Source organism: Cetobacterium sp. ZWU0022, from assembly GCF_000800875.1.
Lineage (GTDB): Bacteria > Fusobacteriota > Fusobacteriia > Fusobacteriales > Fusobacteriaceae > Cetobacterium_A.
Genome location: NZ_JRJZ01000012.1, coordinates 12,812 through 39,321, shown reverse-complemented (window position 1 = coordinate 39,321; position 26,510 = coordinate 12,812). Strand labels below are relative to the sequence as shown.

At 30.6% G+C, this 26,510-nt stretch carries 31 protein-coding genes; 1 reads left to right on the top strand and 30 read right to left on the bottom strand.

Features of this window, described 5'->3' with window-relative positions; translation table 11 throughout:
* Nucleotides 1-74 precede the first annotated feature (74 nt).
* Entirely contained in the window at nucleotides 75-752 is a 678-nt protein-coding gene (locus L988_RS00585) for a Fic family protein (protein WP_047380491.1), read from the top strand.
* An 83-nt stretch (nucleotides 753-835) separates the two neighbouring features.
* Here the strand turns inward: L988_RS00585 and L988_RS00580 are convergent, their stop codons facing one another.
* The 30 genes from L988_RS00580 to L988_RS00435 form a co-directional block, all read right to left on the bottom strand.
* Nucleotides 836-1,693 (bottom strand): hypothetical protein, encoded by an 858-nt coding sequence (locus L988_RS00580; RefSeq protein ID WP_047380490.1) that lies wholly within the window; start codon nucleotides 1,691-1,693, stop codon nucleotides 836-838.
* A 301-nt stretch (nucleotides 1,694-1,994) separates the two neighbouring features.
* On the bottom strand, nucleotides 1,995-2,456 hold the full coding sequence (locus L988_RS00575; RefSeq protein WP_052191614.1) for a holin family protein: 462 nt from the start codon (nucleotides 2,454-2,456) through the stop codon (nucleotides 1,995-1,997).
* Between the two features lie 32 nt (nucleotides 2,457-2,488).
* A complete protein-coding gene (locus L988_RS00570; protein ID WP_047380488.1) occupies nucleotides 2,489-2,719 on the bottom strand; it encodes a hypothetical protein in 231 nt (76 codons plus the stop codon).
* A 52-nt stretch (nucleotides 2,720-2,771) separates the two neighbouring features.
* Nucleotides 2,772-3,308, bottom strand: a complete 537-nt coding sequence (locus L988_RS00565) for a glycoside hydrolase family 108 protein (protein WP_052191613.1) — start codon at nucleotides 3,306-3,308, stop codon at nucleotides 2,772-2,774.
* A gap of 27 nt (nucleotides 3,309-3,335) precedes the next feature.
* Nucleotides 3,336-3,764 carry a hypothetical protein gene (locus L988_RS00560; RefSeq protein WP_047380486.1) on the bottom strand — a complete coding sequence of 143 codons (429 nt, stop codon included), beginning with the start codon at nucleotides 3,762-3,764 and terminating at the stop codon, nucleotides 3,336-3,338.
* Nucleotides 3,765-3,792: 28 nt separating this feature from the next.
* Nucleotides 3,793-7,275: a hypothetical protein gene (locus L988_RS00555; RefSeq protein ID WP_047380484.1), complete on the bottom strand. Its 3,483-nt coding sequence runs from the start codon at nucleotides 7,273-7,275 to the stop codon at nucleotides 3,793-3,795.
* Complete coding sequence (locus L988_RS00550) at nucleotides 7,275-7,742, bottom strand: hypothetical protein (protein ID WP_047380482.1); 468 nt, start codon at nucleotides 7,740-7,742, stop codon at nucleotides 7,275-7,277. Before L988_RS00550 ends, L988_RS00555 begins: the two co-directional genes overlap by 1 nt.
* On the bottom strand, nucleotides 7,727-11,479 hold the full coding sequence (locus L988_RS00545) for a phage tail tape measure protein (protein ID WP_047380480.1): 3,753 nt from the start codon (nucleotides 11,477-11,479) through the stop codon (nucleotides 7,727-7,729). The genes L988_RS00550 and L988_RS00545 overlap by 16 nt, the downstream gene beginning before the upstream one ends.
* 308 nt (nucleotides 11,480-11,787) lie before the next feature.
* Nucleotides 11,788-12,222 (bottom strand): hypothetical protein, encoded by a 435-nt coding sequence (locus L988_RS00535; RefSeq protein WP_047380476.1) that lies wholly within the window; start codon nucleotides 12,220-12,222, stop codon nucleotides 11,788-11,790.
* A 13-nt stretch (nucleotides 12,223-12,235) separates the two neighbouring features.
* A complete protein-coding gene (locus L988_RS00530) occupies nucleotides 12,236-13,126 on the bottom strand; it encodes a phage tail tube protein (RefSeq protein WP_047380475.1) in 891 nt (296 codons plus the stop codon).
* 2 nt (nucleotides 13,127-13,128) lie between these two features.
* Nucleotides 13,129-13,524 (bottom strand): hypothetical protein, encoded by a 396-nt coding sequence (locus tag L988_RS00525; protein ID WP_047380472.1) that lies wholly within the window; start codon nucleotides 13,522-13,524, stop codon nucleotides 13,129-13,131.
* Nucleotides 13,521-13,820: a hypothetical protein gene (locus L988_RS00520; RefSeq protein WP_156111907.1), complete on the bottom strand. Its 300-nt coding sequence runs from the start codon at nucleotides 13,818-13,820 to the stop codon at nucleotides 13,521-13,523. Before L988_RS00520 ends, L988_RS00525 begins: the two co-directional genes overlap by 4 nt.
* A 43-nt stretch (nucleotides 13,821-13,863) precedes the next feature.
* Complete coding sequence (locus L988_RS00515) at nucleotides 13,864-14,859, bottom strand: hypothetical protein (protein WP_047380469.1); 996 nt, start codon at nucleotides 14,857-14,859, stop codon at nucleotides 13,864-13,866.
* Entirely contained in the window at nucleotides 14,849-15,205 is a 357-nt protein-coding gene (locus L988_RS00510; RefSeq protein WP_047380467.1) for a hypothetical protein, read from the bottom strand. Before L988_RS00510 ends, L988_RS00515 begins: the two co-directional genes overlap by 11 nt.
* Nucleotides 15,206-15,216: 11 nt before the next feature.
* Entirely contained in the window at nucleotides 15,217-16,197 is a 981-nt protein-coding gene (locus tag L988_RS00505; RefSeq protein WP_047380465.1) for a hypothetical protein, read from the bottom strand.
* A gap of 171 nt (nucleotides 16,198-16,368) precedes the next feature.
* Complete coding sequence (locus tag L988_RS00500; protein ID WP_052191612.1) at nucleotides 16,369-16,896, bottom strand: phage virion morphogenesis protein; 528 nt, start codon at nucleotides 16,894-16,896, stop codon at nucleotides 16,369-16,371.
* A 3-nt stretch (nucleotides 16,897-16,899) separates the two neighbouring features.
* Entirely contained in the window at nucleotides 16,900-17,100 is a 201-nt protein-coding gene (locus L988_RS00495; RefSeq protein WP_047380463.1) for a hypothetical protein, read from the bottom strand.
* Nucleotides 17,097-18,689 (bottom strand): phage minor head protein, encoded by a 1,593-nt coding sequence (locus tag L988_RS13180; protein ID WP_081990270.1) that lies wholly within the window; start codon nucleotides 18,687-18,689, stop codon nucleotides 17,097-17,099. Before L988_RS13180 ends, L988_RS00495 begins: the two co-directional genes overlap by 4 nt.
* The gene (locus tag L988_RS00485) at nucleotides 18,646-19,866 is read right to left on the bottom strand and encodes a DUF935 family protein (protein ID WP_047380461.1); all 1,221 of its coding nucleotides are present in this window, start codon (nucleotides 19,864-19,866) and stop codon (nucleotides 18,646-18,648) included. Before L988_RS00485 ends, L988_RS13180 begins: the two co-directional genes overlap by 44 nt.
* 11 nt (nucleotides 19,867-19,877) lie before the next feature.
* Nucleotides 19,878-21,215 carry a PBSX family phage terminase large subunit gene (locus L988_RS00480; RefSeq protein WP_047380458.1) on the bottom strand — a complete coding sequence of 446 codons (1,338 nt, stop codon included), beginning with the start codon at nucleotides 21,213-21,215 and terminating at the stop codon, nucleotides 19,878-19,880.
* Nucleotides 21,205-21,615 carry a terminase small subunit gene (locus L988_RS00475; protein WP_047380456.1) on the bottom strand — a complete coding sequence of 137 codons (411 nt, stop codon included), beginning with the start codon at nucleotides 21,613-21,615 and terminating at the stop codon, nucleotides 21,205-21,207. Before L988_RS00475 ends, L988_RS00480 begins: the two co-directional genes overlap by 11 nt.
* Nucleotides 21,602-22,033 (bottom strand): hypothetical protein, encoded by a 432-nt coding sequence (locus tag L988_RS00470; protein ID WP_047380455.1) that lies wholly within the window; start codon nucleotides 22,031-22,033, stop codon nucleotides 21,602-21,604. The genes L988_RS00475 and L988_RS00470 overlap by 14 nt, the downstream gene beginning before the upstream one ends.
* Nucleotides 22,034-22,111: 78 nt before the next feature.
* Nucleotides 22,112-22,426: a sigma factor-like helix-turn-helix DNA-binding protein gene (locus tag L988_RS00465; RefSeq protein ID WP_047380453.1), complete on the bottom strand. Its 315-nt coding sequence runs from the start codon at nucleotides 22,424-22,426 to the stop codon at nucleotides 22,112-22,114.
* Between the two features lie 48 nt (nucleotides 22,427-22,474).
* Nucleotides 22,475-22,816, bottom strand: a complete 342-nt coding sequence (locus tag L988_RS00460; protein ID WP_047380450.1) for a VRR-NUC domain-containing protein — start codon at nucleotides 22,814-22,816, stop codon at nucleotides 22,475-22,477.
* Nucleotides 22,813-23,046 (bottom strand): hypothetical protein, encoded by a 234-nt coding sequence (locus L988_RS00455; protein ID WP_047380449.1) that lies wholly within the window; start codon nucleotides 23,044-23,046, stop codon nucleotides 22,813-22,815. Before L988_RS00455 ends, L988_RS00460 begins: the two co-directional genes overlap by 4 nt.
* A 259-nt stretch (nucleotides 23,047-23,305) precedes the next feature.
* Nucleotides 23,306-24,244, bottom strand: coding sequence for a sce7725 family protein (locus L988_RS00450; RefSeq protein ID WP_047380447.1), 939 nt, complete (start codon nucleotides 24,242-24,244; stop codon nucleotides 23,306-23,308).
* Nucleotides 24,245-24,247: 3 nt separating this feature from the next.
* Nucleotides 24,248-25,099, bottom strand: coding sequence for a sce7726 family protein (locus L988_RS00445; RefSeq protein WP_047380446.1), 852 nt, complete (start codon nucleotides 25,097-25,099; stop codon nucleotides 24,248-24,250).
* 67 nt (nucleotides 25,100-25,166) lie between these two features.
* Complete coding sequence (locus L988_RS13535) at nucleotides 25,167-25,331, bottom strand: hypothetical protein (protein ID WP_156111906.1); 165 nt, start codon at nucleotides 25,329-25,331, stop codon at nucleotides 25,167-25,169.
* Nucleotides 25,321-26,118 (bottom strand): phage regulatory protein/antirepressor Ant, encoded by a 798-nt coding sequence (locus L988_RS00440; RefSeq protein WP_047380443.1) that lies wholly within the window; start codon nucleotides 26,116-26,118, stop codon nucleotides 25,321-25,323. The genes L988_RS13535 and L988_RS00440 overlap by 11 nt, the downstream gene beginning before the upstream one ends.
* Nucleotide 26,119: 1 nt before the next feature.
* A complete protein-coding gene (locus tag L988_RS00435; RefSeq protein ID WP_047380442.1) occupies nucleotides 26,120-26,404 on the bottom strand; it encodes a hypothetical protein in 285 nt (94 codons plus the stop codon).
* Between the last annotated feature and the right edge of the window lie 106 nt (nucleotides 26,405-26,510).

Below are 26,510 nucleotides of genomic sequence, written 5' to 3'. Positions count from 1 at the left end.
ATTATCAGAAACAAGTTGCATAATTTATAAAATTATGTTTAAAAACTTGACTTAATACCAAGTGAGGTGTTATCATGAATAATAAATTGGAGAAAATTTATACATTAAAAAGTGAACTAGATCATAGAAGACCTCTTAATCAAGGTGAAATAAAAAGAATAAAAGAAAATTATATAATTAAAAATACATATAACTCAAATGCTATCGAAGGAAATACTCTTACTGAAATGGAAACTAGATTTGTTATTGAAACTAATTTAGCAGTAGGTAAAAAGTCTTTAAAAGATCATTTAGAAATTAGAAACTACTATAATGCTTTACTTTATATTGAAACTTTAACAAACGAAATTTTATCTGAAGAAAATATAAAAATTATTCACTCTATACTTTTAGATGGGCTTGATTGGACTAACAAAGGTAAATATAGAACTATTGATACTTCTCAAGAAATACATACTTTATTATCTTGGTATACTTCTGAACCTGTTACTATTAACAGAATTATTGAATTTACTTGTAAATTTATTAATACCCACCCATTCATTGATGGAAATGGTAGAACTTCAAGATTACTAACTAATTTAGAGCTTCTAAAACTTGGATATCCTCCTATAACTATTTTAGCTACTGACAGATTAGAATACTATCAAGCTCTTGATAAAAGCTATTATGGAGATTATGAAGAAGCCTATGATTTCTTTTATAATTGTATAATTGAAAGTTTAAATGAATATTTAAGTTTTGCTAATTAAAAGTTATAAAATAAAAAAAACTGTAGACAGTTACTTATCTACAGCCTGAAGAGTCCTTAAAATATAAGGATTCTTTTTTATTTTTAAATAATACTATATATAAAATCCCCAAACTCTGGACATCTAAGATACCCATATAAAAGATGATTTGGAATTCCTGAATTTTTTGCATCGACTTTATCTAAATTATAATCATTTACTACTTTAATATCCTTTATAGAACTTTTAAAATCTCCTTTCAATTCAGGCTCAAAACAACAAACAGGATCAATAGGATCACTAAAATTAATCCATGAAATTTCATTATTTGAAAAATCAAGAGGATACAATAATTTACTTTTTACAGTTTCAAGCCCTAACGGTGATCCCATCGTAATAAGCCTAAATTTCGAAAAATCTTTTCCTGCATTTACTATACTTTCCTTTAAGTATTGATAACTAACAATACTTCCTAAAGAATGCCCTACTATAAAAATTTCATCAATGTGTTTATATTGATTTATTTTATCATCAATTCTTCGAAAAATTTCTTGTTTATATTTAGGATTATTAAAGTATTTGTCAACATCATTTAAATATTTAGAAAAATCTATTCCTGCTTTCTTTAATACAGGAATTACTAACTCGATAACATCTCCCGTAGTTGATAACAAAATTTCCCATATACTTTTTTCTCTCCAAGGATATCTCATAATATCTTTAAAATTAGCTTTATAATAAAGATCTTGTTCATATTTATACCCTAAAATATCAGCATAATAAACAATATCGATAAAAAACTCATTCTTATTCATTTTTTTTTCTAATTTAGAGTAAGAATCTTCCTGTCCATCAACAAAATCAAGACCTTCAAAAATTGATTTTTTACATGATTCAAGTAATATTTGTGGAGCTGGTTTAGCACTTCTTCCATGAATTATAATAACAGCTTTCTTTTTCATAAATAGTTTCACTCCTTTTAAAAATAAAATTAAAAATTTATTCTAAATTTTGCTGATCATTCCTTTTTTGACAAATATAAATATTTTTTATTATCTTTAAAACTTTTTTATAAAACCTGTGGTCTAAATATTATAATAAGTGTTAAAAGTAATAAATAATTTAATCCCCCCCAATAAGAACCTCTATCCCCCCCAGAGGTTCTTATTATTTTTGTATTTTGTTATTTTTTAAATAAAAAATCTCCAGAATTACTATCCTGAAGATTCTTATCTCTATTTAATTTCTATACTATCTTCACAGTTATTCTTTCTTCTCATCTCCTTCAAACTCTTTATTCTTTAACTGAGCAAGAACACTTCTAAGTCTTTTAGGAATTTTAACTCCAAGAGTTTCAACATTTTCCACTAAGGATATAAGTTCTACTATAATAAATATACCTGTAACGAGATTTCTAAAATAGGTATCTTTCCCTTGAGAAGCGAACAACTTATCTAATATAACAGCAGAAGCTATAACTATAATCGTTCCTATTTTCTTTATCATTCCATCCCTTGCTTTATTTGAACTCAATTTTTTTGTTTTTATTCCTTTTAAAAAACCAGTTAAAAAATCTAAAGCCATAGCTGTCAAAAGTAATTCAATCATTATATCAAATCCACCTAACAAATAATATAGAACTCCTCCTAAAAAAATAGTTGTAAAATTAATTCCTTCTTGAAACCACGAAATTATTGATTGTATCCATTCTATGATCTTTTCCATAATCACCTTCCTTTATTTCAACACTCTATTTTTTAGGAATTTTTTATATATTCTAAAATCTCTAGTAAAATTTGAACGGGCCAAGAATCCGACTTAAAAGTATACGGAAAGAAAAAATATCCCAAAACGCATACCACGAGTACAAAAATAAAAGCTATGTTTATCGTTCTTGAGTAACTTTCAATCTTATCTTTATCGTGCTCTTGTCTTCCTTTAACTAAAGAAAATATCTTATCCAATATTAATAATAACGAAACTTTCATACTATTTCTCCTCAATTAAATAATCTATCAACGTACTTTTAATACATTAACTTTAAAATATCCTATTACTTGAACTTTCAAGAAGCAATTTTGCGAAAATAAGCCAGACTCTATTTTTTGTCCACCCATAAATATATTTTTCTTGTGATTCATCATTTTTACAAATATCTATAAAATATTTGCATCTATACGAAAACAACATATAAAATAATTTTTCTTGATCTAATTTTAAAGCTGTTCTGTATGTTATTTTTCCAGCGACTCCATCTGTTTCAATATTATTTTTAGTTAAAAGATTTATGGAATTCTGTAAAATCAAACTCATCCCTCTATAACCATGATTAACATTACAATCAAACAAAAATTCAGCTATAACCCAATGGAAACTTTCGAATTCTTTTCTCCAATAATTTTTTTTATAAATTTCTTTAGCTAATTTTAATGAAAGATCTTTCATTGCTCCATTATATCCATAACTTCTAGCAACCGATATTGTTATACCAAACTTTGTCTCACCACCTCTATCTATCGAATCATTACTATAGCCTCCTTCTTTCAAAATTAAATCTTCAAATGCTTTATCAAACATAAATCCCTCCTAAAGAAGATTATTTTTTCACTCTATTTCAAGTAAATTGATTTCTGTAATATTGCTTTTTAAGAGATGTTGTAATTCTTCGTCAGATAATATATTTTGCCTAAAAATACCATCTACTATATAATTATCTCCTTCTCTTATAAATTTAGTGAATCCCGCTTGAATCAATCCCTCTATTTTTTTTAAAGTCATTTCTGAATACACAAACATTTCTATCAGTTCTATTTTATATCCGAATATCTCTAGATGAGCTAAACACCTGTCTTTATCTACCGTTGATATAACCGATGTTCGCCCTGTCACTTCTTTTCCTATCCATTCGTTTATATATAAACACTCACTCTCAAACGATGAACATACTACTCTAATATTATTGTGTGTAAATTCTTTCCCTACAATATCCATCCATTGTGGCTCATCATCTTTTATTTTTATTTTTATTTTCATTATTTTTTTCTCCCTTTATAGAATATTTTTACTGCTCTATTGCTAAATACTGTATTTCTCCTGCCCCAACAATATTTTGAATATATGATGGCGAATAAAAATAATGACCTACATAAAAAGTAATATTTGAAGAAGACATTTTGCATGCTATATTTGCTGAGTGAGGTTTAGGAGCCCAATACTCATGATCTCTTCCACCTCTATGCTCCCATATAGTTCCTGAGCATATTATGCTCGGATTATCTTTTAAATAAAGTTCAATCCTTACATTTTTATCTCCTTTATTTTTTGTTGTTAACGAAAAATTTCCCAAAGAGATTTTTACTCGAGGAACATTCAATCTTAAATAATGATGTGATCCATCTTTTCTTAATGAAAAATAAGAATGATTTATATCATATAAACTTTCTCCATAATAAGCATTATTTATATACACCTTGATTCCTATTTTACATGGTATAGATGTTCCGGATATTTGTACATTTGTCCAATAGGTATCTTGATTGCTGTCAGTGGTCCAAAAGTTTTCACATACTCTTGCTCCATATAAGCTTATTTCAATTCCTTCTACACCAACACTATACGAATTTTTCACATAATTTTGACTATTTTTTACTTCTTTATTTACCCCTTCATAAACCTCCTCTGTTCCGTATACAAAAAATCTATATCTATTTTGCGCTAAAAAATTTGGATCCTTTTCAACTTTACAATTAAGACTTCTAACATTAGCTGAAACATCAAATGCCTTTATTGAAGGTAATATAAGTAAATTACTTTTCATTCCAACAAAGTCAACATACCCAGTCCCATATCCATCCGTAGTAACTATTCCAGCCCTCATGTTTCTTATAGTTGTGATTGTTTCTCCAGATCTAGTAAAACTTATACTTCCATCTTTTATTACAGTAGTTTCGTTGCTTCCTCTAGAAACAAATGTAGCATCACCACCAAATACAGTATTCGCATTTATAGTTAAATGCCCATTACTTTGATTGTTTATAGCATTGTTAGCAGTTGTATCATCTGTATATTTTGTAGATTTCTTCCAATCCCCTTCTGCAAATACACCGCTTTCTTTAGTAGAAATACAATCGTAAATCTCTTGATTTTTTATCCATAAATCTCCCCGTTTATATGGTGGAACTGGAGTAGCTACAAACACAGTATTTTTACTTTTAGCTATCTCTTGTGCCACTTTATCTTTTACATCTTGTTCTTCCCAAGCTTTTCCATTCCATCTTTTTGTAACTTTAGTTGTTGGGTTATACCATAAATCTCCTACTGATTTTAACTTCTTATCTCCTATCCAAACAACACTAGGATCAGCAGTTTGACTAAATGTATTTATTTTTCCATCAATCTGATTTTCAAACTCTTTAAAATATTGCTTTATTTCTTTGTTATCAATCTGCTGTATAAAATTCCCATTTCTCAGAAATTTTAAATAAGTTCCAGTACTCTCATCTCCTACTTGAAACAAAGTATTCTTATGTTCCTTTATATCATCAGCATTATAAACTCCCATTAAAATCTGCGATATGATCTCGGTTGGATTTTCTGGATTCCTCATATTAAACGCTAGTTTATTGTTTGTATTTCTAATCAAAACATTCGCATCTTTATCTATAGATACCTGAGCTAAGTTCTCAGAATCAGTAGATTTAAAAACTGGGTTGTTGGTATCTTTATCATATTGGAAAAATATTCCGGCTTCTACATCGTTACCACCTATTCTAAATACTCCAGCTTGAGCTTTTAAAGCTATCATTAATGCCGGAGGTATATCTTCCTCACGAGCTGGATTCCACTTCCCGTTTCTCCATACTTTAAACTCTTTAGTGATGGGATTAAACCAAACATCTGGTTCAGCTATAGGCTTTCCTAAGCCTCTAGGATCATTTTCATCAACATATCCTCTAGCACCCTCTATCAGAATAATTTCATCTAATTTTTTATCAGTTTCATCAATCTGATCTTTAATATTATTTAGAGTCCCTAAAAAGCTATCTTTAGAAGTTAAGCTTTCTATTTTGGAATAGTTAAATTCTTGCTCTATTCTCTCGTACTCTAATGCTGTTATTTCAGAGTAGCAACCATTCGACCTAGACAATGTATGTTCGATAGATGAAATCTCTATTAGGGTATCTATATCATCTAATTTAAACGAACATACATCTCCAGGTTCTAAATGAGGTACAAAGTTGGATTTAAAACTATACTCTTTTTTATTTTTACAATTTTTTATATATTCAACTCTAGCTATATCAGAAGCCAACTCCTCAGTTTGAATATATTTGTTTTTAGTATAAGATGAAAAATTTTCTTCCCTCTCTTCCATGTTTTTAGTTTCCTTGATAGCCACCTCGTTATCTTGGAACTGCACAAGAGGAATTCCTTTTATTTCAAATTTATCTATAAAAAATAAACTGCTGTAAGGATTGAAAAATTTAACTTTTGATGAAGTTTCTTTGAATTCTACTAACTCATAATGTACCCCTTCTTGGAGAGGGACTCTTATTTGCTCCTCATCTACATAGTAGTAACCCTCAGCTTTTGTTATATTGTGCTGTACTGCTAAATCTGTTATAAACTTGATGTTAAATTCCATCTTTTGATTCTCTAAGTTAGTTCCAACTTTTACTTCAACTCTGTTTGCTAAATCGAAAATCACTTGATTTTCAAGATATTTATAACTGTCATATAGAATCCTAACTCCATTTTTATCAGTGTACTTGTATCCCTCTCCAATACTTCTCAGGATATTTCTAGTATCAAACTGATAAGCTACTGCTTTTTCATAGTCGAATAATCCATTTTTAAAAACTATATTTTTATAAAAATCTACATAAATTCTACCTTTTGTAACTTCTAGAATTGTTTGAAGTTCATCTATATATCTATTATCTTTTCTAAGTAACATAAATGGAATTTGAACAAGTCTAGATTGAGAATCTCTCACATCTTCAAAGTTTAACTGTTCATCTGTGAATCCTAAACTTTTAGCTATCATATAGAGAATTGAATTCTCTTTATATTGCTCTGCATAAATATATTTATTAAATAAAAACATATCTTCAGAAACTATCTTTTCAAACAATTTGTCAAATTCATCCACAACCTCAATTGTGTAAGTACTGTTATAAATTTTACTAATTTCTCTATTTGTTATTTTAGCTTTACCTTCTAACAACTTTATCTGAATACTTTCAGTTGAGTTGAAAACCTCTATGACTATAACATCATCCGTTTTAACAACTTTCTTATCTAAAATAACCTCAGCTTTCATTGATGATATTTTCTCGGATGAATCAGGTATACTAACCTTTATCTGAGTTATATACTTAGTTATTTCCTCGTTAGTTTTAGAATTAGTTACTTTCACTTTATAGCTATAGTTCTCAGCTTCATCAAATGTACCTAGGACAAATGTATCTGCCGCATCCCAGGCACCAGCTATGGAACTCAGTAAGAGTTCCCAGCTATTTTTTGAAGTTATTCTCTTTTTCATTACATCACCCCCAGTACCTTAGATTGATTCTTAACCTCTTCTAATCCATCTTTCACTCCCTCTTTAGCTATTTTATACATAGCGTCCTCTCCATAAACTCCAGTGAAGTGCTGAGTTATATTTATGTTTATTTGAGAAGGGCCTTCAGTGTAATATGAATTCCCTAGATATTTTTTATCATCTTTATTAGCTAATATATTATCGTCAAACCCCATTCCATTACTTTCAAGTTTTCCATACAGTTGTTCTAGATACTCCTGCACCATCTCAAAAGCTTTCTTAGAATCTGTAACTCCCGACAACTCTTTTTCAAATTCTTCAAAATTGAAATACTTATCTATGTATTGCTTATAAGTTTCAGACTCGATAAAAGCCTTAATAAGACTATCCTTAACACTGTTATATATAGATTGCCCTAAACTCTTCTCAAAGCTATCAAAATCCTTATCTGTTAGAGCCTGTGACATAGCCGATGATAATTATCTTTGATTTCATTTATTTTCTTCTGAGCTTCTGAAACCGGTAGGAACGAGTCTATAATATCTTCTCCAATTCCCATAGCGATAAGTTTAGTTCTTAGATCTTCTATAACCAATTGAAAATTGCTCTCTATCTCCTGAGCTTCTAAAATTCCACTGAAATCAAAACCTTTCCAAAAATCTGTAAAATCTACATTTCCAGACTCTTTCATTTCAACAAGTTTCTCTGACATCTGTAGGAACATCTCATTCATAGAGTTGTCTATCTCAGAATATAGAGTGTCATACACTGTCATAGCAGCATTCTTTATAAGTTTTTGGAAGTAACTTCCCATAGAACCTACAAAGTCTCCCTCTCCATTTAGGAGAGAGTCAATAAAGCTACTTCTAACATCCTCCATAGAACTAACTAGGACCTTATTATCATCAACCATCTCCTGAATAGTATCTTTATACTTGCTAGCGTCTATACCCATATCATTAAACATTTGAGTATATTGTTCGGTTAGCTGCTTTTCATCTAGCACATTGATACCTTCGAACCCTTCTAAGGTTGCATTTCTAAAGAGTTCCTTTTGCTCTTTTTGTAACATCTCTATTTGTTTAATAAACTCATCTATGTTTTTCTTATACTGTTCAAATGCACTCATGTTTATATATTCTATACTTCTAGATGTAAGCCCACTTGCCCAGTCTCTTATTACCGATTCTGTTATACTGTTTAAGTCATCTCTAAACTTCTTTAACTCGTCTAGATCAAACTCATCCAATCCAACCGAGCTGTCATAATCCATTAGCTCTACCAACTCTTTTTCTGACATCTCTCTGTCTTTAGAGTAAGATTTTGACTTTCCATACCAAGTTTTTTTCTTTTCTTTTACCAGGAATGAAAGTTTACCAAAATCTTTGTTTTCCATCATCACTTCTTCCATTAACTTTAAAGCATTCTGTCCACCAGCTATTCTATGCAGTGTTGGACTTGTTGCTATCGAAGCTATTAGAGTGTTAGCAAAGTCTTGCAGTGTCGCAGTATTAGCTTTTAGTTGTTCTCCAAGTTCCTTCAAGGCATTAGTATTCTCTTCAAACTTCTTTTCATTTTCAGCATTTTTCTTTCTTCGTTTTTCGTCTGAGCTACCCATTAATGAAGATACAACACCACCTACAGCTCCAACTATACCTAGTCCTCCTGAAATCATACCTAACGTTCCAGAACCTAAAAAACCTCCTAAGCTTCCTAACAATCCACCACTACTAGAACTAACCCCCATCATGCTTAAAGATGAGCTTAAAGTTGATACCCCGCTCAAAAAACTAGAAATGACTTTTTGGAAATCTCCGCCTATCAAATCAGCTACTTGGTATACAGAAGTGCTAAGACCTTTTAAATTATCATCAAATTCTTTCGCTGCCTTTTTAGGCAATTCATACTGTTCTTTATATTGTTCCTTAAGAACTTTCAACTCTTCTCCAAGTTCTCTAGCATTTCCTATCATTCCTTCAGAAATAGCTTTAGATATTTGGTTTTCCATTACTCTAACAGTTTGTAGTAATCTATCCTCTTCCTCGGTTCCAAATATCTCAAATTCTAGATCAAGATTAGCAAACTCTTTTTCAAAATCATCTTTGATTTTTTGTGCATCTATCTCATTTTTTAATTGATCTACATATTTTTTAGCTTCTTGGTACTGTTGGATAATAGGAGAGAGAGCATCTTTGCCAAGCTTCATGTCAAGTCCTTCGTTTAAGATAGACTCTAGATTTTTCAACTCTTCTTCTGCTTTTTCTAGTTCTGAGAAATCGAATGCGAAAGCTTTAAGGTTTATATCTGAAGCTAGATTTTTTATCTTGTTTTCAAAATCTAATCCATCAACATCTTTCTTTAATTGTTCTACATACTTCTTAGCTTCTTGATACTGATTAGCTATAGAAACTATTATATCCTCGCTAACTCCTTCGTTCAAAGCTTCGTTTAGCGCTCCTCCTAGAGAACTCAGTCTTTCTTCTGCTTTTTCTAAATTTGTAAAGTTAAAAGCTTCAGCTTTCTTCTTCAAATCAGAATCTAAATTTTTAATTTTATTTAATAAATCAACTTCTTTCTCAGAACGTATTATAGCTCCTTCAGTTTCAGCAATTTCTTTTATTTCCTCTTTCAACTCTTTAGATTTAGCAATCATTTCTTCTAATGATTTTGCTCCACCGAAATAATTTTCTTCAATTCGTTTATTTATCCAACTTGTATCTCCATAATCAAGAAGCGAATGTTCACCATCCCATTTATTAAAATATTCTGTTAATTTTTTATTGTCAGCATTATATATATTGCCAAGCTGATTTCCCATCATAAGCCCAGCTCCAGTTCCTAAAACTACAGCTCCAGCTATCGGATTAGCTATTGCTGTTGCTCCGCCAGCTTTTATAAATGCCATAAAAGCACTAAGAGCAGTTGCACTTTTTAAAGCCATCTCAACACCTTTTATCGCTGTACTTATTCCCCATACTGCTGCTGATACAGTTACCAATCCTTTTCCGAATTCGATTGCTGTGTCTACATTTTCTTTAGATAGCAATTCTTTAAAGTCTATTTCTTGCAAAGCTTTTTTGATATCTTCCATGTATGGAATGAGTTGTTCTCCGATAGTATCTGCTACCTCTTTGAATACAGCTTTCATTTTGTCGTATTCTACCTTAAATGTATTAGACATAGTTTCAGTGCCTTTTGCTAAAGTTCCTGAACTTTTAGACATAGCCTCTTGGTTTCTTATAAATTTTTGCATATTTTCACCAGTAAGATTTATTACTGCTCCAGCAGCCTCTACCGATCCAAAAATATCATATAAACTCATGTTGCTTTTCTCTGCCGATTTAGCTATTAAATCAAAAGCTTCAACCATGTTTCCGCCATTATTTATAAAGTCTTGGAACGAACCTCCCGAGATTTGCCTGAACACTTTATCTGCATCTGTTCCTTCTTTTGCCAATTCAGCTAAAGCTTGACGAATCTGAGTTGTTGCCTGTGCGGTAGGAACTTTATTATTTGTCATCGTGGCCATTGCTGCTGATATATCTAAGAATGACACTTTTAATGATGCTGCTGTTGGTAAAACGTTGTATAAGGATGCCTGTAATTCATCTATCGTCGTTATACCGTTATTTTGAACTGTCATCAATGTGTCAGCAACCATTCCAGCGTCTTTAGCTTCCATCTTATAGGCGTTAATAACAGAGGTTAAAGCATTCATTCCCCCTCCTAAACTAGTAAACCCGGCTAAGGATAGTTGAGAAGCTGTTTCCATCACATATTGACTTTCTGCTATATCTCCCATTGATGAAACTAGTTGGTAGTTAGCTTCTAGAATTCCATCAACGCTTCCACCATATTTTTTAGCTAGATCATAAGCTCCTGCTTTTATCTCATCAAAACTTCTAGTTGAAATAGTCTGAACTTTTTTAACAGAGTATTCTGTGTCAGCAAAACTTTTAACAGATACAGCTCCTATTCCAACTAAAGCCACAGTAGTTACCTTAGCTGCTTTAGAGAGAGATGCCAAACCGCCTTTTATAGTTACAGTGTTTTTCTGAACCTTTCCTCCTAGACCATCTACATCCACTCCAGCAGCCTTCAACTCTTTTTTAAATCCATTCAGCTCTCTATTGACTTCTTCCATCTGCTTGGACATCTGGTCTTTGAGTTCTAGTGCTACCTGGAGTAAATATTCATTTTCCATCTTTTCACCCCCTCCTTCTATAAAAATAAGGGCACACTTGCACCCTTAACTTTTAGCTCTGTTAAGAGCAGATATTATCATTTCAGCATCTTCAACCCATTCCCAATCTTGTTCATCTAGCCCCCCTCCTAATGGTAAAAAAGCTATTTCATAATTCCCCATGATATTGCACTTCAGATATTTTCTCATTTCAGCCATTCTAATCGCATGTTTTTTGAGGTGTGAGAATTGCTGCATATGATATGCGATATCTGTTTTTTTACTCCAAGCAGTAGCTATCTGAATGTAACAAAACTGGATATCTTGGTTTAGTTTCCCGGTTCTTCTAGAACTTTGTCTATAATTTTTATAGATTCCTCTAAGTTTCCTTTTCTTCTTAGAAGCTCTTCTTTAGATAAATTTTCTAGACCTGAGTAAGGTCCTAATTTATTCTCTCTTTTTAAGAATTCAACTGCATCTTCGAAATTCTCTGTATTTTCTACAGAATCATCTAGCATCTGAATTGTCAAATTGTTTCTAGTTACAGTATTACCGTTTGTAGTTACAGATAATAAGGCGCCTCTTAATAGAATTATATCCGAATCAGCATCCGACGATACCATTTTGAATCCCAAGTCTCCGTTTGCAAGTGACATAGCAGCTTTATGAGAGTTTTGATAATCTCTCTTAGCAACTATCGACATCTTAGTTCTAATTTCTATGTGATTTCCTGTTGCTACATTTCCAAATACTTTAGTTGACATTTATTATTCCTCCTTAAAATGTGAATTTAGCTGGCGTATTGTCTGTGTTATTAACTGAAGCTGTCATTGATAACGAGTGAGTTCCAGCTCCTTTGTAATCTCCTCTATCAGATGTAGTTATATACAATTTAGGTACTTCTATCATTATTGTTTTGTCTCCATCTACGAGAGTTAGTGTTAAATTCTCAGAAGCATTAGCTATTGCCTTAGCTTTTACAGCTTCAAATCTAACCTGATCATAAGAATTAAATTCTAACGATACATTTGTAGATTGAGGAGCGCTTCTTCTTATTTTCTTAGTATAAAGTGAATCAATACTACCTCTTGCTTCTAGGTTGTTATTAAAATCTATTGTTAGAGATTCTACATCCTCTGTAACTCCTTTTCCACCTAATTCGATTATAGAATCGATTGCTACTAAGCTCTCTCCTCTGTTTGTTGCAATACTCTCTACTACTATTCCAGTCGTGAATTCAGCAGTTGTACCTATCCAACTAAGCGAACCATTTACCAAAGCACCTTTAACAGCATTTAAAGAACATGTATTTAGTTTACAATCTTTATACAGTGTTTTTTTATTGTTTAATGAATCCGAAACTATTAAACTGAAGACAGCTGGTTCTGCTGCTGTCAGCTTATAGAATGTATCTTTCCCCTCTTTTGCATATCCAAGAGCAGGCAATATAGCTTCCAATACTTTTGCATTCCATTCGATAGGAGTATCGAAACTTGTTTCTATCCCAACTAGAAATTGATCTCCTTCTGCTTGAAGCGAATTGAATACTTCAGACTTTACAGCATTATATTTTTCTCCTCCCGAGAAATCAGTAGCTCCTAAATCCAAGAGTGTAGTAGCTACAGTTCCCTCAGTGGTTTGTTTACCAAAAAACACCTTTACTGACATCTTTACCTCCTTAAATCAGCGATAACTGAGATAGTTCCAATAAATACTCCATCTATCTCACCTTCTTGTTTATCTATTTCAAATCTCAAATCTGTTGTTAAATTTATGTATTTAGCTATTATTTGAGAGTCTTTTTCTAATAAATTTATAATTTCATTACAATTTTCTATCTCTAGAATACTGCAATTAGGATTGTGCTGATCAAATACTCTTATAACCAAGCCTACATTTTTACCAACTCCATTAAGTGACTTTAAATTTTTTCTTTGACTTACAAGAGTGATTAACACCCCGGGTAGTATCCCCGGGATGTAATCCTCTAAAAAGCCAATGTCAACTTGGTATTTGTCAAAATTATTTTCTATTCTTTCTTTTATAACTTCAGCAAAGGCTATCAATATACTCTCAGCCCCCTTACTTTTCTAACATCTTTATTTTTCTCTCTCCATTTTTGATTTACAGACTCTATCATCCCGTCTAGAGTTACTATCTTATCGTGTGAGATAACTTCATTCTCTGTTTTAGCAAACATCTGATACTGGATATATAAATCTATAGCTAAATTAGTTTGATCACTATCTAGTGAAGCCTCATCATCAAGTTTAGTCTTTATATAGACCTTAGCTTCAGATTTTATAGAATCTAAGTACGCTATATAGTCCTCGTCATTTGCTAATCCTAGAATTTTTTTCACTCTATAATGGAGAGAGGAAGGGATGTTTTCATACACTTTCATCTTACAGTCCTGTTATCTTGTAAGTTATTACAACATTAGGATTAACAACAACAGGGCAATAAGCTGATTCTGCCAAATGCTTGGCTTCACCTGTCTCTTGATCTGCTTTAGTTTCTCTTATGATTAAATCTGTAGCCTCAAGAGTAGAATCTCCTTTTTCATCTACGTTTACAACCCCGGCAAAAGCTGGAATAACAGCCCCGTTGTTTCTAAGTTGGAACCAGTTAGAAGTGTCTATAAAATTTCCTTGCGTATCAGTAGCATCAGGTATCATAACATAGTTAAATCCAAAAATATTTAGATGTAACTCGTAGTCACCATCTTTAGTTTGAACTCTACTTGGTGTAACAGTAACAACTTTGTTACTAGATTTATTATAATCTGTTAATATTTTATAAAAAACATCTTTACCTACAAGTATTTCATCCACTCTAACTTTTGAGTTTCTTGTGAATTCACCCACTTTTAATGTTGTCCAAATCCCCCACTCTTTTATATCTGTTACAGCCACATCTTCGCTAGGATATTGAGTGTAAGTCACTTCATTTCCAGTATCCGGTGAAACATACTTTCCTTCTAAAAATACTCCTGCTGCAATCTCTTCTTGTACTACCGGTATAGAAACCTTTAAATAAGCTATTCTTTTATCTTCTTCATATTTCCTATGGTCAACCTTTTTACCATTAATATAAACCTCTTGTCCAGGCAATCTATTAAGAGCATCGTAAGGTGTAAAAGGAATTGAATCTTTAATAACCTCCGGTGTAACTCCTTTTATTACAGAGCCATTTAATTTAGAAACTGGAAACTTCTCCCCTCTTTTTAAAATTTTAGCTTTAACAACATGATCTTTAATTTCTTCATAATCAATAGTTTTTGCGTTTGTAACAAAAGGTATCTTACCTTCAGCTATCCTTCTAACAAAAAATTGTGTTACCGTCATTGGTAAGTCTGCATATACTCCTAACCAAGCTATTTGTTGTACATTAAGTGCCATATCCTTTTACCTCCTCTAATAATATTCCTGATTTAAACAAATCTTCTATAACTCCAAAATCTTTTATCAGAATAACTCCAGTCAAAAGATTTTTATTCAAAACTGTTCCTGGAGTAGCAACTAATACCTTACTTCCTGCTTTAGCATCCTCCATAGCTACACTGAAAGCAATTCCTTTAGTTGAATCTCCTTTTACATACTTAACAACTTGGCCTGTATCTCTATCGTAAGCTAAAACTTGCCCTCTAGACACTTCTTCAGTTGATACAAATGATTTAGATAAAGGTCCTTCTATCTTAAATATGTTTCTATCATAATAATTTTTATCTACAACTAAATTTGCCATTTCTCTCCCTCCTATTTATTAAAATAAGCATTTACTCTATCCTTAGCAGAAGATATTTCAACTCTATCCTCTTCAAATTCTGTTATATCTTGAAAATAATTTTTAAAAATTTTATTTTCTCCCATTTTCTCGATGTCTCCGGTTATTTTCTCAAACTCTGATACTTTTTCAGTTTCTGAGAACTCAACTATCTCATCTTTTGTTTCAGCAGCTTTCTTAATTGCGAATTCTACTATATGTTGCAACGATGGAGGAATAACTTTTTTCATCCCTTCTATCTTCTCAGCAACTTTATTTTCAAACTCAATCTCTGCTTTTATTTGTTCTCTCATCTCTGTAGGAGAGAGAACCACTTCTTCCTCGAACTCTACTACTTGCAAGTTCATACATTTAGCAATCTCATCTAATTGCTCTTTACTAAATTCAGCAGTCTTAACAACCGTATATCCATTTTCAGTTAATTTATTGATTCTGTACTGGTCATCATGCAAACTGTAAGTTGCATCACTTAGCGTTTGTAACTCGGCTGCTGATAGTTGTGTTAAATCCAGTGCTGCTAATGCTGCTAATATTTCTTTATAACCCACTTGTTCCACCTCCTCAAACTCAATTATTATTCCAGTTTCTTCCTCCTGGAACTCTGCTGTTGATACTCCGGGATTTATCCCTATGGGTAGCACAGCTATTTTAAGTAATTTATCAGTGTTTTTATCTATCTCAACAGATACACCTTTTAGTATTCCGTCATTATAGTAGTTAGATCCTTTATCATTAAACTCCACATCTGCAAATACCTCGTTTCCTTTAATTTCAAAGTTACTAAACTCTCCTACATTAACAGGACTCTTTTTCTCATTCAACCATTTAGAGGTGTGAGAAAAGATTCCCCTTACTGGATTCTCAATTGATGAAAACACCTTCTTCACTCTATCTAAGCTAAAATCCCCTTGTGGATAATTCCCACTTTCAAAAACTTTAATTCTTTTTTTCATCTCTATTCTCACCCCCTTTTAAGTTATTTTCCCTCTCCACCAACCCTCGAGATTTTTTAATCGATATACTCGCTATACCATCTCTCACCTATTGTCTGTGCGTTGCATTAATATGCAACGTTCTATATAATATTTTTTATTTTTTTCAAAAAATAAAAAAAGAGAAGGTTTTCAAGCCTTCTCTAATTCTTCTTTTATTATCAATAAATATCTTTCTCTATCCTGCTGAGTCATTCCAACAAACTTTCTACTTGGAACATCACCCCATGGAGAGGGAATAGTTCTTTTTCTAGTGTGTGCCTTTACTCTCTCTTGCCTATTTTTTCTAGTTCTTGTAAAAGGATTAACATTTTGAATAACGGCATTACTCCCAAACTCCCCTTTTTTAGCTCCAAAGTGCATTGTTCTAGCGTATTTAACATTAGTTCCTGCTGCTGCTCTTGTTCCTGTGTATTTGTAGTTTATACTAGCTTTTAATCTCCCTGTATCAGCTAATGATTTTCCTAAATCTCTTTCAGCTCTATGAGATTTAGTCCAGATGTTGCCCTCGGGATCTCTTTCATTCTTGAAACACATTCTTATTTTAGTAGCCATACTAGCTGATATTTTTTTCATAGCCGGAGACATGTCTTTAGCTTTTTCTTGAAGCCTATTTAGTTTAAATATAAGTTCCTCTGCACCTTCTATTTTTATACCCATATATTACCCAAGTATTTCAGGATTGTTGAAGTCATCAAACCAGTCTACAATTTTATGTATTTTTTTATTTGTCAATAAACATTCATCTATTTTTTCCACAACAACTTCCTCTTCTAAGTCTGGCAATAACATCAAAGGAAACGAATCTTCAAAATGTTCGTTATATTCTTCTATTTTTATAAAAAACTTCTCACTATAAATCATTTTATACCTCCATTAACTTTTTTCAATAACTCTAAAAAACTATTTATTAAGTTTGGAAAATATTCTTTTATAAACTCTATTTGTTCTCTGGATTCCGTCGTTTCTAAGTTTGTGTATAAATCAAAAAGATTTGCAAAAGTTTCATTATAAACTTCATCATTACTTCTTTTCCAATAAGTTTCTCCGTGACCATAATATAAAGTTGCCTTAGATTTCGTCAAGCCATCAAATATATCTTGAAAAGCTCCATACTCCCTATTTCTTAGTTTCTCTTTTCCAAAACTCTCTATAGCTTCTTCTTTTATTTTCAATCTCAACTTCTTTCCTTTTATACCTTTCATAGAGTTCATTAATTTTTCTATAGTATCACAATATTCTAAATTATATTCATTTGCTCCTGGAGATGATAAATATTTAAATTTAGAACCTCCTGTCAGTGCATTTAACTTATTATCGACATAATGCCCATACTCATGTGCGATGGTCCTTTTATTATAACCTAAATCTGTTAAAGTTATTTTATCTTTAGATGTAGAATAGTAATTTCCATTACCTTTAGATATCGTTATTTCTCCTGAAGTTTTATAAATACTTTCTTTTATATATTCCGGAGCTTTTTCAAAAATATCTACAAATTTTTTATTTGTTTTCTCATCTAAAAGTTTGAACTTCAATAATTCTCTAGCTATTTTACTTTCTTTTATTTTAACACTTTTTTCTACTTTTTTCCAGTAACTATCATAAGGATTTCCATCAAACCCTCCTAAATCAATTTCTTTTACTGCTTTTGTAGGAGAGAGAATCTCTAGTCCAAACTCTTCAGCTTCCTCTTTAGAGATAGCTACAACACTAGACCTACATCCATAATGATTAGGAGGATATATTTTTTCCCAAATAGGGTTATCAGCCTTATACACCTTACCATTCAGCTCTTGACATATTTTAGATTGTCTATTATCTGCTATTCCATCATAAAGTAGATATGGTTTATCTGTTATGTTATCCATCTGTTGCTTATAAATTCCAGAGTTATAGAATGTCATCATGTTTGTTCTATATACATTAGATGCATACCAACCATTTATACCCATTCCAACTTTATCTACCACACTATCAATGCCTTGCATAAACTCTTTAAATGTACCACCGTTTTCAAGTGATTTTTCAAGCTCTTTAAGTACTTTTTCTGTTGCTGTTAATTCAGTAGATCTCTTTATCCAAAAACAATTATTTTTCACCTTGTCAGTTATTTCATCTATTTCATTAAAAAGAGTTGGCTTTTTATTTAAGGCATACTTTATAGCTTCATCAAATTTCATTTCAAAAGGATCTATTTCTTCTTCAAATTCTGTTGCATTATTTCCCTCTCCTATTCTTGCTAAAATCTCAATCAAGGTTGCTTGTTCGATAAAAGTGTCGAAGTTTAACACCAGCGGCTTTATTTTCAACTCTGTGAGGTTAGAGAACCACTTTAACATTTGTGATTTTAAATCTTTTGACCATTTTTCTAAAAACGATTTTTCTGCTCTTTCTAAAAGGTTATCTCTAAATTTTAGCTGCCTGTCTAGGATGCTTTCTAGTGTTCGCACCCCTGGCAAACTCAACTACATTTATTGGTGCTTCACTCAGATATTTTTTGTCTATCCCGAGATACTCTGCTACATAATCAACTGAAACTTTTATTCCTGATTGAGCTAGAACAGATATATTATTTATCTTAGTTTGTGTTATGATTTCCTCTTTCTCTTCAACTTCTAAATCAGCTTTCTTATCTCTCTTTTTTTCAAGTGAAAAATAATAATCCTTATGATTAAATCCCCAAAGCTCTGAAACACTCTTTAGTAGATTTTGCAAGCAATCCGATATAAAAGAGCAACACTCTTCAACAACTTGCTCTTCAGCTTCCATGTGAATAGTTCCTAATGCTTGTGTTCCTGTTCTTCCAACATCCATTGTAAGAGTTGAGCCTAATATATTTTGAATAAGTTTAGTCTTCTCTCTGTCCGCTAAAATCGTGTATATCTCAGGATCTAAATCTGATAATTTAACTAAATGCATAGATTCTTGCAGAGAGGGTTGATTAGCCCCTCCTCTTTCTACTGGAACCATAATAACATTCTTGCCTTTAGCTTCTTTTATGCTATCAGCTCTTTTCTTTATCTTATCATCATCCTCATCAGGATCATATGCAACTACAACTATTACATCTCCATATTTCTGAGCTATTCCTCTCAATTGTGTTGAGTATAATTCTTTATCTAAAAAAGCTATATTACAAGGCTCAAATATACTTTCTCCTACTACTTTGTTAGGAACCCATTTATGTATACACAATAAAAATTTTTCAAAAGTTATGTTTTGAGTTGCATTTCCTATTTTAATCTGCCACATCCTATCTCTATTATTATAGATCACATATTCGTTAGGTACAGGGATTAAAGTATCAACTGTATAGTCTTCATTATAGATTATTTCAAATGCATAATTTCCAAATACTCTAGCCTTCAATATATAGTTAAGTAATCTGTTGAATTTAACATCTCTAAATATATCTTGCACTTTGTCTAACTCATTCTTATCATCTCTAACACTTTTTATAATTACTTCTCTTCCAGCTACATTTCTCTCAATTTTATTTAGAGCTGAATTTATATCAATATCTTTAGCAATTCTCTTGATAGTATCCAAATCCAATTTGTTAGATTCTTGACTAACTCCATGGAACAACTTTATAACTGCTGACTCTATCAGTTTTTTATCTGCCATTATTCTCCCTCCTACGCTCCCACAAATTTTCCTCTATCTTTTCTACGCTCTTTCAGTGGTACATATTTCCTGTCACTCAATCCATATTTCATGGTATCTATACTATGAGGATCTATATTGTATTCTCCAGGTATTATCTCCCCATATTTATCTTTTTTATAAATACATTCTTCAACCTCTTTTTTAGTCTTCGGACATCTCCCTTTGTCTATAACTATCCTAGAAAAACTTCTAAGCATTTGCTCTCCATACGTTCTATCTTTAGTTCCACACGGGAATATTCTGAATCCTTCATCTCTAAAATCTGCATTTGCCTGGGCTGAAGCACTATCTCCAAATATCTTAACGTTATCCTCTTTAAGAGGTTCCATGCCTTTGGCCAACTCTCTAGTTGTCATTCTCCTATTATAAAATTCCCAATAAATATAGAGCTCATTCAGAGATTCATTTACTGCCATTTTTAACCCGGTTGCATAAGATTTTGAGTATCCCCAGTCTACACCTCTGTAATAATTCTCTTTGAAAATTTTATTTTGGATATATCTCTCAAATACATTCTCTTCAAACACAGCATTGTGCAGCACTAAATCTCCATCTGCTCCAAATTTACCCTCACAAGCTATTCTTTTTAGTCTAGGATCTTTTTCACTCTCTAACTCATAGATGAATGTAGGAGGGAGAAATAGATTATCTTTGTATATCGAGTGATGAACTTTTATGGTTATAGTTTCCTTTGTTCCATCTTCTAATTGTATGGTTTCTATTTTTTTTAGCTTTCTATTTTTATAAAGTTCCTCTTCATTAAAACCAAATCCCTCATCTTTCGTAAAAAACATCCTGTATATAGATGATGCTCTAGAAACCGGATTACACATAAATACTATGTGCTTTTTTATGCCTTTTACCCTCAATCTTTTTCTAAGTTCTTTCAAGTCTTCTAATGTCATCTCGTCAGCTTCCTCAACTATAATATAATCTATATTTTTAATAGACTTTATTTTCCTCCAATCATCCAAACCTCTGAAAATTATTTTAGATCCATTTGTTAAGTGATTAGCTTCTAATGGAGATTTTATAAATTTCCATTCATCTAAAACTCCAGCTATTTCCAATCCGTCTTTTAAATCTTCATAACAGCTTTCTTTTATAGTTGAATAAACCTTTCTAACAACAAGTATTTTCCTTTTTTCCATAGTTGCTTTTATAGCTGTTTTAAGAAACCCTGTAAAACTTTTTCCACTACCATATCCACCTATGAGTAAGAGGATATCAAAATCATCATCTGTAAACATCTCAGCAAAATGTTCTGTCATGGTAACTTCTCTAACTCCAATTTCATCATCTAGCATTCTTTATCACCTTTACTTGTAAGATTTTTCTAGATTTTTCTTTTAGTTCAGAGTCAACATCTTTAGTATATAATCCAAATCTCTTGGCCAGCATATCTGAAGCTTTTAATCTGTCTTGCAAAGAAGGATCTAATTCAAACTGATCTTTAACTTCTCCTCTCATAACTGATGTTAAAAATTTCATCACTTCCTCCGCTGTAGCTATCCTATCCGATTCTATTTCTTTCATTCGTTTTTCTATATATGATTTTATATAAGGTTTTGTAAGGTTTTCATATCCTGTTTGTTTAGCTGTTTTTTTATTATATCCAGCTTTTATTGCTGCATCTGTTGCGTTTCCAGATTGTATATAATAATCTGCAAATGCTTTTTGTTTTGGAGTTAATTTATTTTCTTTCATTTTTTCTCAACTCCCTTTCACAAATTTTTTTATACATTTCAACTAGCAATAATAATATTTTTACTTTAGAAGAAAACTCCCATCTAGGAGGAGCACTAAATCTAAGTTCTACATTAATATTTTTCAGTCTTTTTTCTAATTTTCTTATTTGAGATTTAATATCCGCGCTAACTTCTTTTGATTCACAAACCTCTAAACTTTTTTCTAATTGTTCTATAGTTTTTTTTATACTGCTTCTTTTAATTCTTAATTCTCTTCTGCGCTCTATATTCTCTGGAGTAGTTATTGTTACTGAATAAAATGTGAAAGTTTTTCTTACTTCGCTAGAGTAATTTTGAACGCTATTCACAAACACAACATAATTTTTCATTTCAAAAGCTTTGCTCAACTTGTTTATTTTAATTTGCAAACCTTTCATAAAGTTCTCCCCCTCCTTTCGTCTTTTTCATAAATAAAAAAAACGTTGCACCCAAATGCAACGCAACCCTTTCTTTAGTCACTCTATTTTCTCCCTTAATTCTCTAGCTAGGGTACTTATTTTCTTAGAAGCTCTCAGCTTCAAACTTCTACAAGCGCTTTCTGACACTCCTAAAATCTGTGAAATATCCTTGTTACTCATTCCTGTTTTATATAGCTCCCAGTATTCTTTCTCTCTTTTTCCAAAGGCTATACCAGAACTCTTCATTAATGTCTCCATAACAGCATTTTTTATCCTTATTCTTTCCTTATGTGCCTCACTCGTATCTCTATGAGCAAACACACTATCATCATCCGTATATATATCTATATTCTCAGAGTTATATACCTTCATGATTCTCACCTCTCAATTAAAATTAAATTCCTCTTCAAAGAAATAAAGTTAAATATATTCAGATCCTTCTGATAAAATTGCAATAACTTCCTGTAACGATCTAACAACAAAGTATTCCTGGCCATGTTGTTTAAATTTCTTTTCTATCTCCTTTTGTTCTTTGCTTTGCTTTCCAGTTTCACTTTTAACTTCAAGACCAATTATTTTCCCAGCAGTTAAAATTAATATATCTGGAAACCCTTTTTTCCCTCCTTTAACCATACTTCTATATTTCTTATGCTTGGAGTCATACACAGGAATATTATTTATTCTTTGAAAAAATATTTTATTTTGATTCTCTAAAATTTGTAAATATTGTATTATACTTGATTGTATTTCTATCTCTTTCATACCTCTTCTCCTAATACATCACTAACTTTTCTTTTAAAATTATTAAAATTTTTACTTGAAGCTACTCTAATCCATTCTTCATTTCCATCAACACAATTAATCTCAAACAAACTATAGTTCTCTTTTTCATCTTTTAACATAGCATAATCATTATCTCTACAATTTCTAATTATTAATCCATCATCTAAACACATTTTATGATGAGATTTTAAAATCCAATTAAATTTCATAAAACGTCCTCCTAAAAAATTTGATTTCTTTAGATTTATGTGGTATTTAAATATTATCTTACTCTGTTTTAATTATAGAATTTAGTAGAGAAAAAAGCTTTTTAGTGTCAAAACTAAGAGGCTTTTTTCATTTCTTTAGATTTATTCTACTAATATTTTTATTAAAAAAGTCAATTATCTATAATTTTTACAAAAAATAAAAGAGCTAAGATTTACTTCACAGTAAACCCTAACTCTTTATTAAGTCTTTACATCATATTTAATTTTTATCTAAAATATTTTTTACCAACTCCAAATGATGAAGTAGTGATAATTTTTTTACTATTCCTAACCCCGGATAAGATCCATTTTCATAATGCTCTAAAAAACTATCTAAGGCTTTCGTTTTACTAAATTCAGAAAATTCAAATTTATTTAATTTTTCTACTGCTTCATAAAATTTTTTAGCTGGGTCTTTTATATCTTCATTTGAATCTGAAACAAAATGATGAATTTTTATTGGATCACTTTTTTCATTTAAATACGTAATATGAATTGCAACAGCATACGGTGCAAATCCTCCATCAGTATATTTTTCTCCCATAGTGACATAATCTGAAAATCCAATATATCCATTTTCTTCATATTCCAAATGGTCATCTGAGAAAAAATCATCTTCATTTTTTAAGTAATCAGAATTTCTCTCTTCTTTTTCAAATCTATCTTCAAGTAAAATTTTATTATTTTTTATTCTTTTGTTGAATTTTGTTTCATCTGGTATTAATACAAATCTTGGATACTGCTCGTCATATCTTTTCTCGAACTCATTAATAAGGTTCTTATTATTACAAATAATCATTAATTCTTCTTCATTAAATTCTAACATTCTCTTGTATTCCTCTATATCCTCTATCCAACTTTTTTTCACTAAAAATGACTTAACAATATAATCACTTTTTAATAATTCAAAGAATTCTTTTTTCAGATTTTTATTATCTGTAGATTCTAAATCATCAAAAAATGATGGAATATTAGAATTACAAAGAATTGCTATCTTATTTTTTTCCTCAATTGCTACTCTCATTGTTGATAGAAGTGTAGATGATAATTTTACAGGTTCTATTACTGGAATTATTTTATCAGAAATTATTCCACTCTTTATTCCTTCTCTCACACCTATTAATTCATATTGACGACCTCTTAAATATGGAAAATACATAAACTACCCCCTATATTCATTTTTTAAAAAATTATTAAGCTCATAATATTCCTTTACTGATGGATTGTAAAAATAAACTAAAGATTTTAATTCATAAGGAATTTCATTAAATAACTCCTTATTTATATCATTTCTTTTTTTTAATTCTTTTATTGCTAAGTCATAAAAAACTGTAATTTCTATTTTTTTTATCCATTCCAAGCATTTAGTATAATAAAATACTGGCGGAACCTTTGGTAATTCTTTAAAGTATTTAATCAATATATTCTCAAATTCTTTTTTTCTTAGATATTTAAAAATTACTTCATAATCTAAGAAGTCATTATTTTCTTCTATTTCTTTTTTTAAACTTAATGTATTCTTTTTATCTGTTAATACATATACCCCTATTTTTGTATCTTCTAATAATTCTAAAAGTTTTTTTAGATTTTTTTCACACGTTACAACACACACTGAATTAAAACCTTTATAGTAATTTTCAATCTGATTTTTTAATCTATCAAAACTATCTAGCTCTGTTTTTATTTCATATACTACTGCTTTACCATTTATCATAATAAAATCAGCTTTTGCTTTTCCTACAGGAACTTGTGTTAATGCAACTGTTGTATTTAAACTATGCTTCCCTAAAAGCAATTTATTAAACAAAGTATTTTGATAAAAATATTCATTTCTATAATTTTTAGACATATATCTATAAATATTTTTTAATAACTCTATATTCTTTTCTTCGATATCGTCAGAACAATACTGTGAAATAATACTATTATAAACTTTTTCAGTTTGATGCTTTAAGAGTTTCTCAAAAATATTACGAGTAAATAGTCTATTTAATATAAAATTATTTTTATTCACAATATCTTCATCCCTTCTTTTTTATCTTATTATAAATAATACCATAATATTTTACAAAAATCATCTTTCAATTCATAGATATCGTATGATTTTCTCCACATCTACAAACTATCTTAATCTCTTTTTCTTTCAAAGATATTTTTTTAGATTTCGGATTTATATTTATTTCTCCTTCATCGTTTCTGCTAGCTACAAACTTATTACACTTTTTACAAATATATTTATTTTTCATTTGTTTCCTCTTTTTCATATTCTCTTTCTATGTTTGGAAGATATCCATTTTTCTTTAATAACTCATATATAAATAATCTCCCTTTTTGTGTCCAATAAGTATGTGCTTTTACATCTGGTCCTGTGCTTCTATTTATAGGTTGAAGTTTAGTTTGTGTATATCCGTGTACTGCATACTTTTGATATAACAACCATATATTCCCTTGCTTATATTGTACTTGAAATTCATGTAGTTTATCATTTAACCACTGAGCAGTTTTTCCATAATCTTTAGCTATAACGTTTATACTTAGTAAACCTTTACATTGTAAAACCATATCATAGTATGTTGCTTTAGGTTTTAACTCACTTATTTGTTGGTCTTTTATCTTACTTTCTATTTCAAGTGTTTCTATTTTATCTTGTTGTTCTAATGCTATTAAAAGAGCTTCTTTTAAACTAGTTGGAACTTTAAATTGATTGTTTAATTCCTTTTTCATTTCTTCAAATTTGTTGATATATGCTATATTCAAAGTAAATGCCTTTTCTACTGCTAATGAATATCCACCTATAAGTTGAGCTACACCTTTTTCTGTAATCAAATAGTTTCTATAAGTTTGTTTATTTTGAGGATGTACATAATTACTGGGGATATAGAACCCTGCGGAAAATTCCGCTGACCTAAATTTTGCTATATAACCATCTATTTTTTCTAATAAATCTTTATGTAAAACCCCTAATTCTTCAGCTACCCTATTACTTGTTGTTACTAGTACACCGTTCACATTTTCAATTCTAACTAATTCCATATTACATCGCCTCCTCTAATATCCAATTTAGGTTATCATTTTCGACTACCTCATTTGCAACTAATCCAAAATCAAAATAGTGATTACTAGTCATATCAAATAGTTTTATTATTTCATTTTCAAGTTCCATAAACACCCTATTTTCCGGTGTACCTTCTTTTACTCCAAACTGGTTCCCTAATTCTCGTAGTTTAGATAACGCTATAAGCTTCTGATTAGTACATCCCTTATCATTCTTAGATTGACCTAAAAAGAATAATAATAAATTTTTTTGTTCAATTGTCATAAAAATCCTCCTATGAAATATTCTAATTAAGCTCATTTCTTCAAAACTTCTAGTTGTTAATCCTTCATCTATAAGATAACTTATGATATTCTTCTAAATTCTAATC